General features: G+C 66.6%; 12 protein-coding genes. 3 read left to right on the forward strand and 9 right to left on the reverse strand.

From position 1 onward, the window contains the following. Window positions 1–22: 22 nt before the first annotated feature. The 5 genes from EO174_RS05465 to EO174_RS05485 all read right to left on the reverse strand — a co-directional run bounded on the left by EO174_RS05465 (window position 23) and on the right by EO174_RS05485 (window position 4,451). Complete coding sequence (locus EO174_RS05465) at window positions 23–694, reverse strand: DUF484 family protein (RefSeq protein ID WP_164740093.1); 672 nt, start codon at window positions 692–694, stop codon at window positions 23–25. Beyond that, window positions 694–1,545, reverse strand: a complete 852-nt coding sequence (gene dapF, locus EO174_RS05470) for a diaminopimelate epimerase (RefSeq protein WP_115675981.1) — start codon at window positions 1,543–1,545, stop codon at window positions 694–696. Before dapF ends, EO174_RS05465 begins: the two co-directional genes overlap by 1 nt. Next, window positions 1,535–1,789 carry a lipoprotein gene (locus EO174_RS05475; protein ID WP_126942888.1) on the reverse strand — a complete coding sequence of 85 codons (255 nt, stop codon included), beginning with the start codon at window positions 1,787–1,789 and terminating at the stop codon, window positions 1,535–1,537. Before EO174_RS05475 ends, dapF begins: the two co-directional genes overlap by 11 nt. A 39-nt stretch (window positions 1,790–1,828) precedes the next feature. Beyond that, window positions 1,829–2,227 carry a YbaN family protein gene (locus tag EO174_RS05480; protein ID WP_104583749.1) on the reverse strand — a complete coding sequence of 133 codons (399 nt, stop codon included), beginning with the start codon at window positions 2,225–2,227 and terminating at the stop codon, window positions 1,829–1,831. A gap of 109 nt (window positions 2,228–2,336) precedes the next feature. After that, complete coding sequence (locus tag EO174_RS05485) at window positions 2,337–4,451, reverse strand: S9 family peptidase (RefSeq protein WP_164740094.1); 2,115 nt, start codon at window positions 4,449–4,451, stop codon at window positions 2,337–2,339. 150 nt (window positions 4,452–4,601) lie between these two features. Between EO174_RS05485 and EO174_RS05495 the strand changes: the two genes are divergently transcribed. Further along, complete coding sequence (locus EO174_RS05495; RefSeq protein ID WP_126942893.1) at window positions 4,602–5,786, forward strand: pyridoxal phosphate-dependent aminotransferase; 1,185 nt, start codon at window positions 4,602–4,604, stop codon at window positions 5,784–5,786. Between the two features lie 351 nt (window positions 5,787–6,137). Here EO174_RS05495 and EO174_RS05500 read toward each other — a convergent pair whose 3' ends face one another. Together EO174_RS05500 and EO174_RS05505 are read right to left on the reverse strand one after the other, a co-directional pair. Next, on the reverse strand, window positions 6,138–8,231 hold the full coding sequence (locus tag EO174_RS05500; protein ID WP_104649244.1) for a prolyl oligopeptidase family serine peptidase: 2,094 nt from the start codon (window positions 8,229–8,231) through the stop codon (window positions 6,138–6,140). Window positions 8,232–8,298: 67 nt separating this feature from the next. Further along, entirely contained in the window at window positions 8,299–8,610 is a 312-nt protein-coding gene (locus tag EO174_RS05505) for a hypothetical protein (protein ID WP_126942896.1), read from the reverse strand. 309 nt (window positions 8,611–8,919) lie between these two features. Here EO174_RS05505 and EO174_RS05510 point away from each other — a divergent pair, with 309 nt between their 5' ends. After that, complete coding sequence (locus tag EO174_RS05510) at window positions 8,920–9,489, forward strand: lipocalin family protein (RefSeq protein ID WP_104596512.1); 570 nt, start codon at window positions 8,920–8,922, stop codon at window positions 9,487–9,489. 24 nt (window positions 9,490–9,513) lie between these two features. Here EO174_RS05510 and EO174_RS05515 read toward each other — a convergent pair whose 3' ends face one another. Next, entirely contained in the window at window positions 9,514–10,479 is a 966-nt protein-coding gene (locus EO174_RS05515) for a YafY family protein (RefSeq protein ID WP_024940221.1), read from the reverse strand. Window positions 10,480–10,775: 296 nt separating this feature from the next. Between EO174_RS05515 and EO174_RS05520 the strand changes: the two genes are divergently transcribed. After that, on the forward strand, window positions 10,776–11,576 hold the full coding sequence (locus tag EO174_RS05520; RefSeq protein WP_126942899.1) for a DUF481 domain-containing protein: 801 nt from the start codon (window positions 10,776–10,778) through the stop codon (window positions 11,574–11,576). Window positions 11,577–12,084: 508 nt separating this feature from the next. On the opposite strand, the gene hemC is transcribed toward EO174_RS05520, so the two are convergent. Then, window positions 12,085–12,999 (reverse strand): hydroxymethylbilane synthase, encoded by a 915-nt coding sequence (gene hemC / locus EO174_RS05525; RefSeq protein WP_104583745.1) that lies wholly within the window; start codon window positions 12,997–12,999, stop codon window positions 12,085–12,087.

A 12,999-nucleotide genomic window follows, 5' to 3' on the forward strand; every position in this document is an offset into this window, starting at 1 on the left:
TCGGCGCAGCCCGCGCCACGCATCATGTATCGAAGCGCTGCAAGGCCACGCTCAAGGACTCGCCCATCATGCGCAGGAACAAGGTGCCCATGCCGGGATAGAAGCGGTTGGCGTCGCTGCTGCCGACCGCAATCAAGCCGATGCCGGGCAACGGCAGCAGTGCGGTGGATTGCACGTCGGCGGCCTGGCCGGCATACAGCAGCGCATGTTTTTCCGTCTGCAGGCGGCCGCAGATCGGCTCGCCGTCGCCCAGGCAATCGCGGAACGGGGCAAGCCGCGCATCATCGACGGCGATGACCTGCAGCCAGTCGGCCTCCAGACCGGCAACCGGCTTGAGCAACACCAGCCGTACCAGTTCGCCGTTGAAATCCTCCGCCAGCGAGGCGGCCATCGCCTTGAGCGTGTCGGCCGCGCTGGTCTGGCGCATCAGTGCCAGGGTCAGTTGATGCGTGCGCACGGCCAGGCGCTCGTTGTCCTGCGCATTGTGACCAAGCTCGTGCAGGCGCCGCGACAGCTCACGATTCTTGTCGCGCAGCACTTCCAGCTGGTAGGTAGCCAGCGACGCGGTCGGGCCGTCGTCGCGCGGCACCAGCAGGCTCACCGCCAGGTCCGGGAACTGCTTGAGGAAGGTCGGATGGCGCCGCAACCAGGTTGCCACGTCGTGCGCGCCGAATTTGTCCGTGTTCTCGCTCATCAGTTCCACTCTCCATCGAAGACGAACACGGCCGGACCGGACATCACCACCTGCTGCTGATCGCCATCCCAGCGGATGCGCAGTTCGCCACCGGGCAAGGACACCTGCACGTCGCGCTCGACACGGCCACGCTGCATCAGCACCACCGCCGCCGCGCACGCGCCGCTGCCGCAGGCCAGGGTTTCGCCGACACCGCGCTCGAACACGCGCAGGCGCACGTGCGTGGGGTCGACAACCTGCACGAAGCCGACGTTGACCGAATCGGGGAACGCGGCGTTCTGCTGCAGCGAGGCGCCGACGCGCTCCACTGGCGCCGCATCCACCCGCCCCACTTCCAGTACCGCATGCGGGTTGCCCATCGACACCGCGCCAAAGCGCACGGTTTCGCCATGCACCGGCAGCGCGTACTCCTCGCGCGCGCGCGCAAAGCCGGCCAGCGGGATCTGTGTGGGCTCGAATTGCGGCACGCCCATCGCCACCGCGTAGGTGCCGGTGTCCAGACGTTGCACGCGGTGGGAGGTGAACGGGCTATCGATGACGAAATCATCGCCCTGCGCAGTGCCGTCGCGCACCAGCCAGGCCGCCACACAGCGCGCGCCATTGCCGCATTGGCGCGCGGCCGTGCCGTCGGAATTCCAGATGCCGTAAGCGGCCACCGCCTCGCTGCTGCGCGGAGGCTCGATGGTCAGGATCTGGTCGCAGCCCACGCCGAAATGGCGGTCGGCCAGATGTGCAGCCAGCGCGGCATCCGGCGGCGGCGTGCCGTCGCGCAGGTCCAGCACCACGAAATCGTTGCCGGCGCCATGCATCTTGGTGAAACGCAGGCGCCCGCTGCGACCGTCAGCGCTCATTGCCGCTGCTAGCGGGCTGGTCGGTGGTGGGCGCGGGCTGCGGATCGGTGTTCAGCGGCGCAGGTGCCGGGTTCGACTCGTCCAGTGGTTGCGGCGCGTCCGGCGGCTGCGGCACGGGCTGGGCTTCCACCGGCACCGGCTTCTGCGGCATCACCAGCGGGCCCTTGTTGCCGCAGGCGGCAAGCAGGACAAAGGTCGCACCAACCAGTGCGAGGCGAACGGATGGTCGGGACAGAAGGCTCATGCGTCGAAGTATAGCCAGAACACCCTGACTGACGTGTGCTCAGCGCGGCGCGGAGATCGCGCGCGGTGGCGGCTCGGGGCGCAGCCACAACCAGATCGCCACCACCGCCATGCTGCCGATCGACACGCACTTGACCCAGAACACCGGCACGCACCACAGCATGATGGCGGCGCACACGCTCATGGTGAGCGTGGCCATCCACTTGGCCTTGCGGCTGACTGCACGATAGGTCTGCCACTCGACGATCGCCGGGCCGAAGCGCGGGTGCGAGAGCAGCCAGGTGTGCAGGCGCTCGGAGCCATGCGAGGCGGCCCAGGCGGAAATCAGGATGAACACGGTCGTCGGCAGGCCGGGCACGAAGATACCGACGATGCCGGTCGCCAGGCTGGCGTAGGCCAGCAACCACCAGGCCCAGCGGAATCGAGTCGGTCGCGTCATGGGTAAATGATACGGCCAGCCGGCGTTGAGGTGGCCTGGCGTCGGCATTGAACCCAACCACCTGCTCTTACCAATCCCCAATCCCGACTCCCCGATCCCCGCCCCGCAGCTACCTGACCCCAAGCTGCTCCAGCACAAATGCATACGACTCGGCGAGTTCGCGGTAGCGGCGGAAACGGCCGGACTTGCCGCCATGGCCCGCTTCCATGTTGGTGCGGAAGACGATCGGCTGGGTGCCGGTGTTGTCGTCGCGCAGCTTGGCCACCCACTTGGCGGGCTCCCAGTACTGCACCTGCGAATCCCACAGGCCGGTGCCGACGAACAGGGCCGGATAGGCCTGCCTGGTCACGTTGTCGTACGGGGAGTAGGACAGCATGTAGTCGTAATAGGCCTTCTTTTCCGGGTTGCCCCATTCGTCGTATTCGTTGGTGGTCAGCGGGATGCTGGCATCGAGCATGGTGGTGACCACGTCGACGAACGGTACCTGCGCAACCATCACGCGGTAGTCCTGCGGGGCCATGTTGGCCACCGCGCCCATCAGCAACCCACCGGCGCTGCCGCCGGAGGCGGCGACGCGATCCTTGGCGGCGTAGCCCTGTGCCACCAGGCCACGGGTGACGTCGATGAAGTCGGTGAAGGTGTTCTTCTTGTGCAGCAGCTTGCCGTCGTCGTACCACTGGCGGCCCATTTCCTGGCCGCCGCGGATGTGCGCGATGGCGTACACCACGCCACGGTCCAGCAGGCTGATCGCCGGCAGGTTGAATGCAGGGTCCATCGACATGCCGTAGCTGCCGTAGGCGTACTGGAACAACGCGGCACTGCCGTCCTTCTTGAAGCCCTGCTTGTACACCAGCGACACCGGCACCTTGACGCCGTCGCGCGCGGTCACCCAGACGCGCTCGGTGACGTACTTGCCAGCGTCATAACCGATCACCGGCTGCTGCTTGAGCAACTTGCGCTCGCCGGTCTGCGTATTGAGTTCGTACGTCGTGGCCGGCGTGGTCAGCGAGGTGTAGCTGTAACGCAACCATGCGGTGTCCGGCTCGGAATTGATCGCCAGGCCCATCGAATATGCAGGCTCATCGGCCTTGACGTACTCCTGGCTGCCGTCGCGCTTGAGCAGGCGCACGCGTTCCAGGCCGCCGGAGCGCTCCTCGACCGCGGTGAAGCCATCGAACAGCTCGAAATTCTCGATATAGACCTTGTCATCGTGCGCCACCCAGTCGGTCCACTGCTTGCGCGTGGTCGCGTCGGTGGGTGCGGTCACCAGCTTGAAATTCTTGGCACCATCGGCATTGGTGCGGATCACCCAGCGGCCGTCGAAATGCTCGGGGTGATATTCGACATCGCGCTGGCGCTTGGCCAGCAGCGTGAACCGCTCCGGATTGTCGGCCGGCGCGTAACGCGTCTCCGACGACACCGTGCTTTCAACGCCGATGGTGATGTACTTGTCGTCGCGGGTACGGCCGATGCCCATGTAGAAACTGTCGTCCTTCTCCTCGTAGACCAGCACGTCGTCCTTGGCGGGCGTGCCCAGCACGTGTTTCTTCACGCGCACGGTGAGCAGCGTTTCCGGATCGTTTTCGACATAGAACAGGGTCTTGTTGTCGTCGGCCCAGACCACGTTGGGCGACACGCCTTCCACCGTGTCCGGATAGATCTCGCCGGTGTCCAGGTTCTTGAAGCGGATCGTGTACTGGCGGCGGCCCACCGCATCGTCGGCCCAGGCCAGGATGCGATTGTCCTGGCTGACCTCCGCATCGCCGACGCTGAAGTACCCCTTGCCCTGCGCCATCTGGTTGACGTCGAGCAGGATCTGTTCCGGCGCCTCCATGCTGCCCTTGCGACGCGCCTGGATCGGATAGTCCTTGCCGGCCTCGAAGCGCGTGTAATACCAGTAGCCACGCTCGCGATACGGCACGCTGGCGTCGTCCTGCTTGATGCGCCCGACGATCTCGGTATACAGCGTGTCTTCCAGCGGCTTGAGCGGCGCCATCACCGTGTCGGTGTAGGCGTTCTCGGCATTGAGATAGGCCAGCATCGCCTTGTCCTCACGCTTGTCGTCGCGCAACCAGTAATAGTCGTCATCACGGGTGGCACCGAACGGGGCCTTGACCACATGCGGACGCTTGGCCACGTCCGGCGGCGATGGCAGAGCTGCGAGGGCGGAAGGAACAGATGTGGTCATCAGGCTGGCGATCAGAAAAGAGAGGACAGGCTTCATCAGATTGGGGTCCGTTGGATGAACGCAATGCCATCCCAGCGCCCGAGTGTAGAAGAGACCGGCGCGCAGCGTCATGTGCCAGGGGGGCCGGTAGCGCGCTTTCCCGTGCAGTAACAAATCCCGCGCCGCCGCTGGTCTACCATCATGGCGATGGATACCACGCCTCCGCACTTCTCCGGTTACAGCCGCCGTAGCCAGGACATCGCCCCGTTTCATGTGATGGCGCTGCTGGCGCGCGCCAATGCGCTGGAACAGGCCGGCCACGATGTGATCCACCTGGAAATCGGCGAGCCGGATTTCACCACCGCCGCACCGATCGTCGCGGCCGGACAGGCCGCACTGGCGGCGGGACACACCCGCTACACCGCCGCACGCGGCCTGCCCGCGCTGCGTGCCGCCATCGCCGGCTTCTATGCGCAGCGTTATGGCTGTGATCTCGACCCGGAACGGATCCTGGTCACGCCGGGCGGCTCCGGTGCATTGCTTCTGGCCAGCAGCCTGCTGGTCGACCCGGACAAACACTGGCTGCTCGCCGACCCCGGCTATCCGTGCAACCGGCACTTCCTGCGCCTGGTCGAAGGCGCCGCGCAATTGGTGCCGGTCGGCGCAGACACCGATTACCAACTGACGCCTGGCCTGGTCGAGGCCTGCTGGAACGCCGGCAGCGTCGGCGCACTGGTCGCCTCGCCCGCAAACCCCACCGGCAGCGTGCTGTCGCGCGCGCAACTGGCCGGCCTGTCGCAAGCGCTGCATGCACGTGGCGGGCATCTGGTGGTGGACGAGATCTACCACGGCCTGACCTATGGCATGGACGCGCATAGCGTGCTGGAAGTGGACGACAGCGCCTTCGTGCTGAACAGTTTCTCCAAGTACTTCGGCATGACCGGCTGGCGCCTGGGCTGGTTGATCGCCCCTCCGGCGGCGGTGCCCGAGCTGGAAAAACTCGCGCAGAACCTCTACATCAGCGCCTCCACCATCGCCCAGCACGCCGCGCTTGCCTGCTTCACGCCCGAGAGCATCGCCATCTTCGAAGCCCGCCGCGCCGAGTTCCGGCAACGCCGCGACTATCTGCTGCCGGCGCTACGCCAGCTCGGCTTCAACATCGCCGTCGAACCGCAGGGCGCGTTCTACCTCTACGCCGACATCAGCGCATTTTCTGACGATGCCCAGGCCTTCTGCGCGCATTTCCTGGAAACCGAGCATGTCGCCTTCACCCCCGGCATCGACTTCGGCGTCCACCGCGCCAACCAGCACGTGCGCATCGCCTACACGCAAAGCCTGCCGCGGCTGGAACAGGCGGTGGAGCGCATCGCGCGTGGGTTACAAGGCCTTTGATCAGACGGCCGGCAGTGCGCACGGCTCCTCTCTCCGGGTAGCGCCTGGCCCTAGCCGCAGGTTCACTGCGCCGATGGAAACAGCCGTGACTGCTGCTGGCCGCTGTTTTTGCACTGCTGTTTGCGGGCAGGCCTCGCGCTGAAGCGAGGCCTGCACCGCAGCCGCGCCTGGCAGTACGTGCGCCCCGTCCCGGCGTCGCCGGTTGCGTGCGCATGTACCCTCATCCGCCCTTCGGGCACCTTCTCCCGGCGGAGAAGGAAAAAAAAGCCCTGGCCATTTGGCCCAGGGCTTCTTCAAGGCACCGCATGAGCAACGCAATCGCGTTACCGACTGCGTTCGATCAACGCCTGATCAATCGGCCAGTCGCTCCCACAGGAAGCTGTAGGCCAGCGCCGCCATGTGCGCTGCCTGCGCGTTGTTGGCCGCGCCGCCGTGGCCGCCTTCGATGTTTTCGTAGTAGGTCACGTCCTTGCCGGCCTCGATCATCTTGGCGGCCATCTTGCGCGCGTGGCCCGGATGCACGCGGTCGTCGCGGGTGGAGGTGAGGAAGATCACCGGCGGATAGGTCTTCTTCGGATCGAACAGGTGATACGGCGAGAAGGTCTGGATGAATTTCCAGTCGTCGGTGTCCGGGTTGCCGTATTCGGCCATCCACGAGGCACCGGCCAGCAGATGGCTGTAGCGCTTCATGTCCAGCAGCGGCACCTGCACCACCACCGCGCCAAACAGCTCCGGATACTGGGTCAGCATGTTGCCGGTCATCAGGCCGCCATTGCTGCCGCCCTGCACGCCCAGGTGCCTGGTGGAGGTGATCTTGCGCGTGACCAGATCCTTTGCCACCGCGGCCATGTCTTCATAGGCCTTGTGGCGGTTCTGCTTGAGCGCGGCCTGGTGCCAGCGCGGACCGTATTCGCCACCGCCGCGGATGTTGGCCACCACGTAGACGCCGCCCTTTTCCAGCCAGGCGCGGCCCAGTCCGCCGGAGTAATTCGGCGTCATCGAAATCTCGAAACCGCCGTAGCCGTACAGCAGGGTCGGCGCGCTGCCATCGAGCGTCAACGCCTTGGGCCGCACCAGGAAATACGGCACGCGGGTGCCGTCCTTGCTGGTGGCGAAGTGCTGCTCGATGCTGTCCTTGCCGGCATCGAAGAACGCCGGCATGGACTTGAGCGGCTGCGGCGCGCTGCCCACCTCCACCCACGACAAGGTGGTCGGGGTCAGGTAGTCGGTGACGGTCAACCACAGCGCGTCGCTGTCGTCGCTGTCCACCGCGCCGACATCGACGGTACCGAATGCCGGCGCACCGACGAAGGCGCTCTTCTTCCAGCCATCCTGCGTGGGCGTGATCACGCTCAGGCGGTTCTTGACGTCTTCCAGCACGTTCAATACCAGGTGCGACTTCGTCCACGCCGTGCCAGCCAGCGACGTGCTGTCGGTGGGCTCGAACAGCACATCGAAGCTGCGCTTGCCGGCCATGAAGTCGTCAAACCGCGTCGCCAGCAACGAGCCGGCCTTGTAGGTCTTGCCGCCCACGGTCCACGGGTCGCGCAGCTCCAGGGTCAGCCATTGCCGCTTGACCGACTTGCTGGCCGAGTTGGGTGCGTCCACCTTGACCAGCTTGCCGTCGGCACCCTTGAGGTACAGCTCCTCGTTGTAGAAGGCCAGCGTGCGGCTGACGAAATCACGCTCGAAGCCGGGCGTGTCGTCATGCATCGCGGCGATGTACATGTCGGTGGGCTTGCCCTCGTACACCACCGTGGCGGCGCTGAGCGGGGTGCCGCGCTTCCATTGCTTGGCGATGCGTGGATAGCCGGAGCTGGTCATGCTGCCGGCACCGAAATCGGTGAACACGTAGACGGTGTCCTGGTCGATCCAGCCCAGCCCGCCCTTGGATTCGGGACGGAAGAAGCCGTCCTTGACCCACTGCTTGCCGGCCAGGTCGAACTCGCGGGTGACATCGGCATCGGCGCCGCCGCGCGACAGCGCGATCAGGCAGCGCTGGTAATCCGGGCGCAGGCAGTCGGCGCCGTGCCAGACCCAGTTCTCGCCTTCGGCCTTGTTGAGCGCATCCAGGTCCAGCACCGTTTCCCACTTGGGCGCCGGCTTGCGGTATTCGTCCAGCGTGGTGCGCCGCCACAGGCCGCGCTCGTGCTGCTTGTCCTTCCAGAAGTTGTAGTAGTACTCGCCGATCTTCTGCACGCCCGGGATCTTGGCATCCGAATCCAGCACCTCGCGGATGCTGGTTTCCATCTGCTTGAAGGCCGGCGTGGCGGCCAGGCGCGCCTCGGTCTTGGCGTTCTGGGCCTTGACCCAGTCCAGCGACTTGGCACCGGAGACATCTTCCAGCCAGGCGTAGGGATCGTTGGACACGGCGGTTTCCTCTGCAGAGACGGCGCCAGCGGTGATCAGACCGGCAACCAGGCAGATCGAGGCGAGTTTGGACATGAATGTTTCCGGGAGAACGAACGCCGGGAACGTAGCATAGCCCTCCGCCGCCCGACCCTGCCGAAGGTCAGGCCGCGCGCACCTGTGTCGCCGCATGCGACGTGCTGCGTCGGCGTTGCGCCTGCGGCCCGCGCCGACGTGGCGCGCCGCGTCGCGCACCGGGCCGCGCCAGGGTCGGCAGCGCGAACCGATGCAGGCTCCACCAGGCCAGCATCGGCATGCCGACCAGCCACAGCGGCAGCCAGCCGATCCATTCGCTGTGGCCGCGCGCGGCCGGCCATACCAGCACCAGGGCCAGGCCGGCCAGGGCGATCTGCCGGACCGGGCGCAGCACGCGCGGGTCGGGACGTTCGGAACGACGGGAAGGACGAATCGACATGGCGGCACTCCGTGGCAGGAAGGATCGGAACAGGCCGGCAGGATTGCCTGCGCCCATCTCACCGGCTGCGACCTGGCCGCGAAACCAGCAAAAGCTCCGGTACCAAGGCGCTCCGGCACGGCAGCGGCAGCGCTCCAGGAGACGCGACCAGCAACGCCAGGCCGCCAACGGCACCCTCTTCCGTACCCAGACCCAGTCCCCCGGCTGCCGCGTCTGAGACAGCCGCGTGCGCCAGACCCGACCGTTGACGCGAACTTGCCCCCTGCATGCGGTAGTGTGCTGCTCCAACTGCCCCTTTGTGATGTTGCGATGCGCCTGACCGTTACGATCGCCCTCGCTTTTCTGTTCGTCCTCGGCCTGCCCGTGGCATCCGCCAAGGACACGCCTGCCAGCGAGCCGGCAGTCGATCTGTCCAAGATCATGGGCACCTGGTACGTGATTGCGCGTATGCCCAATCCGGTGGAGCGTGGCCACGTCACCAGCCGCGACGAGTACACCCTGGTCGAAGACGGCAAGGTGGCGGTGCGCTATCTGTACCGCGAGGGCTTCGGCGAGCCGGAAAAGGAGGTCAACGCGCGCGCCTCGGTGGACGCCGAGAGCGGCAACCGTGATTGGCGGGTGTGGTTCTACAAGGTCATTCCGGCCAAGCAGCGCATCCTGGAAATCGCACCGGACGGCTCATGGATGCTGATTTCCTACCCCGGCCGCGACCTGGCCTGGATCTTCGCGCGCAAGCCGGATATGAGCCGCGACCAGTACCGCAAGCTGGTCGACAAGATGCGCGACGACTATTCCATCTACACCGACAAGCTCAAGCGCGTGCCGCAGTTGCGCGAGCAGGTGGATCGCCTGGGTTTTGAAGTGCCGAACAAGCGCTGAAGCACGCTCAGTCGTGAAGCACGCTCAGTCGTAATTGCTCAATGCCAGCGACAGCAGCGCCTTGGCCTGCTCGCGCAGCGAGACCGGCTCGACGATCTCCGCATCCGAGCCGTAATGCAGCACGTCCATCAGCAGCTCGCGCGAGTTGCTGTAGGGCACCTTGAGCTCATAACGGCCATCGGCCAGAAAGCGGCCCTGCTGCTTGGAGTGCCAATGCTCGTCGGCAACCCAGCGCGCGGCCTTGGCACTGAACACGATGGTGGCCCAGCCCTTGGGCGCGCCGGAAAAGATGCCGTAGCTGGCCGCCAGCTGCTCGTCCAGCTCGCTGTCGGGCACATCGCGCGGCACGCTCTCGAGCAGCCGCGCGTGATTGATGCGGTCCACCGCAAAGCTGCGCACGCCATCGCGGCCGTGGTCCCAGGCGTCCAGGTACCAGTTGTCGCGGTAGTGGGTGATGCGCTGCGGAGACACGGTGCGCTTGGTCGATTCGTCGGTGGAACGGGCGCGATAGTCGAAGCTCAGCTGCTTGCGCTCCAGTACACCCGAGGCGACGGTGCGGAAGCTGGCCTCGTCCAGCTTGCGGCCGCGGTGCGGAATCACCCGCACCCGGTCCACCGGCCACTGCGACACACCGGCCTGGGCGGCCAGCAGTCCTTCGATGCGTTGCTGCAGCGGCGCCAGCATCGAGGACAACACCCCGCCGCCGGTGCGCGCCAGCAATTGCTGGGACGCCAGCAGCGCGTGCAGCTCCTCCGAACTCAGCCACAGGCCAGGCAGCTCGAAGCGATCGCTTTCGCCAGAGAGATAACGGAATCCCGATTCGCCGTCGCCTTCCACCGGCGCCATCAGCGCATCGCGCAGAAACGCAAGATCGCGGTACACGGTTGCGCGGGAACAGCTCAGCTCATCCTGCAGCCGCGCCACCGTGACCGGGTAGCGTGCCGACTTGAGCAAGCGATGCAGGGAATTGATGCGTTCGTAGCGGTCCATGCGTCGATTATGTCCGAGTCTTTGCGTGGCGGGGTGAGCGTCGCTGTCTATCGGCAATCATGCCCGCATCGACGCCGCCGCGGCGGTGCCCCCGTGGCCGGCGCGTTCGCCTGTGCTGCGCGCGGGCCGGATCTGCCTGCGAGGTGCGCGACCGGGCCAGTCGCTGCCGTTTCGGAGCCGGCGCCCCAACCTCTTCTGAAGCGTAGCGTTCACTCGCTCATGACGCAGCCGCTCAGTCCGTTATCATGAAATCGCTTCCACCCTTCTTCGCCCCTGTCCTCCAAAGCGAGCCGCCCATGTCCCGCCGTGCCCCGTTGTCTGCCATGCTGCCACTGTTGTTGATCACGCCCACCGTCTGGGCCCAGGCAGTCGCACCGGCACCGGCGGACCCCGCTGCCGCCGTGATGCCGTCGCCGTGGAGCGGGAGCAGTGGCGAGCTCGGCTACGCCGCCGCCCATGGCAACAGCACCACCGACAGCCTCAACGGCCGGGTCCGCTTGCGCTACACCGACGGCGACTGGATCCACAGCCTGGATGCCACCGCACTGCGCTCCAGCTCCGAGTACACCAATACCAACGACGACGGCAGCACCTCGCGCGAACGCCAGACCACGGCCGAGCGTTACACCGGCAGCGCCGGCAGCGCGCTGCAGCTGGGCGAACACCGCCAGCTCACCGCCACCGGCCGTTACGAACACGACGACTTCGCCACCTACGACCGCCTGGCCACCTTCGGTATCGGTTACGGCACGCGCCTGATCGATGCCGAGCGCTTCTATCTGGATGCACAGATCGGCCCGGGTATCCGGCGCGCGCACAACAGCGACGAAGACCGCAACGAGACCGGCCTGATCGGGCGCGGGCTGTTCGACCTCAAGTACACCGTCACCGACAACACCGACCTGATCAACACGCTGCTGGTGGAATCGGGCGAATACAACACCTACGCGCAGAACGATTTCGGCGTGCAGGTCAGCATGAACTCGCACTTCGCGCTCAAGGCCGCCTGGCAGATGCGCCACAACAGCGAGGTCAGCGACGGCGACAAGAAGACCGACACGCTGACCACCGTGAACCTGGTCTACACGTTCAAATAAGCAACCGCGCCCTGTAGGAGCGGACCTGGCCGCGAGGAGCCTTCCCGGTAAAGCCTCTCGCGGCCGGGGCCGCTCCTACGAAGAGCCGCCCCTACGAAGAGCGGTGACTTTGGCGGACAGGCCGCGACGCGGCGGTCGATCGCCCCACGTTCGAATACGCAGCCGCGCCCTGTAGGAGAGGACCTGGCCGCGAAGGGCTTTCCCGGTAGAGCCTCTCGCGGCCGGGGCCGCTCCTACGAAGAGCCGCTCCTACGAAGAGCGGTGCCTTTGGCGGACAGGCCGCGACGCGGCGGTCGATCGCCCCACGTTCGAATCCGCAACCGCTCCTGTAGGAGCGGACCTGGCCGCGAAGGGCTTTCCCGGTAGAGCCCCTCGCGGCCGGGGCCGCTCCTACGAGAGCGGGCGTTGCGTGAGGCGGTATTGCCTGCTTGGCGGCGAGGGCTGGACTTGCACCTGCCGCCATCTCGATGCCGACTGCGTTACAGGTACAGGTGACGCGGCGGCGTGTTTACAGCTCGGCCAGCAGCTGCGCGGCGCCCTTGTCGAACAGGCCTTGTGCGACCAGGCGGCCCAGTGCCTCGGTGTCGTCGGCGCTGCCGTGCGCCTCGGCGTGGATCAGGCGTCCGTCGCTGGCGCTGCCGACCATGCCCTGCAGGAACAGGCCCTGCCCCTCCCAACGCGCGAACGCCGCCACCGGTACGTGGCAGCTGCCGTGCAGCGCGCGATTCATTGCCCGCTCCGCTTCCACGCAGGCGCGCGTGCGGCCGGCATCCAGCACCGCCAGCAGGCCGTGGATGCGCGCATCGTCACCACGGCATTCCACCGCCACCGCGCCCTGGGCCGGCGCCGGCAACCAGTCGGGGACGTCCAGGCGCGCGGTGATGCGTGCATCCAGGCCCAGCCGCTGCAGGCCGGCGCAGGCCAGCACGATGGCGTCGTAACCGCCGTTGTCGAGCTTGGCCAGGCGGGTGTTGACGTTGCCACGCAGGTCGATCAATTCCAGATCCGGGCGCGCGGCGCGCAACTGCGCCTGACGCCGCAGGGAGGACGTACCCACGCGCGCGCCCAGCGGCAGCGCCTGCAAGCTGGCGTAGAGGTTGGACACCAGCGCATCGGCCGCATCGCCGCGCTCCATGATCGCCGGCAGCACGAAGGGCGCGTCCAGCTCCATCGGCACGTCCTTGAGCGAATGCACCGCGCAATCGGCCTCGCCGCGCAGCATCGCCAGCTCCAGCTCCTTCAGGAACAGGCCCTTGCCGCCGATCGCGGCCAGCGAGCGGTCCAGCACTTCATCGCCACGGGTGCTCATCGGCACCAGCGCGACCTCCAGCCCCGGGTGGTGCTGGCGCAGCGCAGTGGCGACGTGTTCGCTCTGCCAAAGGGCGAGCGGGCTCTTACGGGTAGCGATGCGGAGCGTGGTCAT

Origin of the sequence: Xanthomonas sp. BRIP62418, from assembly GCF_003993495.1 — a bacterium.
In the GTDB taxonomy this organism is placed as follows: domain Bacteria; phylum Pseudomonadota; class Gammaproteobacteria; order Xanthomonadales; family Xanthomonadaceae; genus Xanthomonas; species Xanthomonas euroxanthea.